The following is a 1,710-nucleotide window of genomic DNA, read 5'->3' on the forward strand; positions in this document are numbered from 1 at the left end:
CTTTGTTTGCTAGCTTCTGATTTTCCTTCGGAAAATCCTCGCACACAAACACGCAACTTTCCATATACATAAACGTTGGCATTCATTTATGAAAAATCCGCAAACATATTTACTAATCCTAATTTTTATCATTTTTGGATGCTCTCGAAAGGAGAAAACCGAATTGAATGGAGTTTGGTACAACGTAGATTCATCTGAAAGAGAAAATTATTACGAAGCTCATATTACAGACACAGGATTTGTTGTTGTTAATCAAACTGGATTGAGTTACTTATCTTCATATAAGCTTAAAAATGACACTCTGATTCAATATATAAGAGACCCTTTTTCAAATCGTAAAATAATAGACACTATGAAATTTGAAATTGTACGGAATCAAGACTCATTTGGAATGGTAAATACGATTAACCCAAAATCTAATTCTAAATGGACTAAAATACAGAATATAAAACCTTTCGAATTCTATGAAAATCAATCTGAGGACACATTTGCTTTAGGACTTAAAAAAAGATATTTTGAAAATTACGTTTCGAAATTTGTTCCTGAAAATTATGTAGATTACACAATGGACTATTTTGACATAGATTGGAGTTTAAAAAAAGAATAAAAACGAAATGCCAACACCGTGTATAAAACATAGCTAAATTAGGCTTTCCGAGAGGTTTTTGCTTATTTTCCGAGTCCGCCAAATTTTTAATTTGGCTTTTACGTTTGACAAGTTAAAAACAAAATTAAAAATTTAGCTCTGTTTTATCCTTAAATATATTACCTTTTTACACGCTACGTTCCATACACATCAACGTTGTGTGTAAACTGCCAATCTGAATGGGGAAAATAATATGTAAATTTTGTAACGAGAAAAAAGACAAATCTAAAGAACATATTTGGCCAAAGTGGTTACAAAAACATATTGTTGGAAATACTAAAGGTAATTTTAGAGGTTCACATATATTAATGTCAAGTGGTGTTGTTAGCGAAAGAAACCAATCAGGCGAATCACTTGTATTTGGAAATATCTGTACTGATTGTAATAATGGCTGGATGGCAAATCTTGAAAATGAATTTCGTCCAATCTATTTAGAGATTGAATCTGATTATAGCAAACTTAAAAGACTATCAAAAAAAGAGAGAATTATTATTTGTAAATGGACTCTAAAAACAATTATGATGATAAATGCAGGAACAAATTATCGTGAGATAATTCCTGATAATCATTATAAACATTTGTTTGAATATAGAAATTTACCAAAAGATATAAAAGTCGATATTTCATATATAAATTCAGAGGAAAATTTAATGTGGGAACAGTCAAATATTACAATGGCATCAATGAAAACGAATGACTCTAATAAATACGACCCTTATGATTTAACAAGGAATTCTTATGTTATAACCTTACAAATCAAAAATTTTGGAATAAAAGTTATTCATTATTCAGGGTTAAAAGAAAAGGGTTATGAAATTTCGCCTAGTGACATTGAAAAAAGTTTGAGAATATGGCCACTTAAAAAAAACAACCAATTTGATTTAAAAAATACATACAAAGATATATCTGACTTCCATATGAGTACACGTATTATGAAATAAAAGTCTACACACAACAACGTGTATAATTAATTGCTTTGGCAAGTGCTTATTTGGAAAATTCCTTCGGAATTTTCTCGCGTTCGTTTTTGTTTACTAAATTAGTTGCTTAAACACGCAACTAAC

The 1,710-nt window shown here is 29.5% G+C and carries 2 protein-coding genes; both read left to right on the plus strand.

Annotated elements, in window-relative coordinates:
- Positions 1-88: 88 nt before the first annotated feature.
- Positions 89-607 (plus strand): hypothetical protein, encoded by a 519-nt coding sequence (locus M4I23_RS19410; protein WP_249755512.1) that lies wholly within the window; start codon positions 89-91, stop codon positions 605-607.
- Between the two features lie 218 nt (positions 608-825).
- The gene (locus tag M4I23_RS19415) at positions 826-1,587 is read left to right on the plus strand and encodes a hypothetical protein (RefSeq protein WP_249755513.1); all 762 of its coding nucleotides are present in this window, start codon (positions 826-828) and stop codon (positions 1,585-1,587) included.
- Positions 1,588-1,710: the final 123 nt, after the last annotated feature.

The organism is Algibacter sp. L4_22, from assembly GCF_023473045.1.
Classification (GTDB): Bacteria; Bacteroidota; Bacteroidia; order Flavobacteriales; family Flavobacteriaceae; genus Algibacter.

Excerpts from the sequence above, each read along its gene's own strand:
- M4I23_RS19410 (WP_249755512.1), top strand. The coding sequence starts at position 89 with ATGAAAAATCCGCAAACATATTTACTAATCCTAATTTTTATCATTTTT.
- M4I23_RS19415 (WP_249755513.1), top strand. The coding sequence starts at position 826 with ATGGGGAAAATAATATGTAAATTTTGTAACGAGAAAAAAGACAAATCT.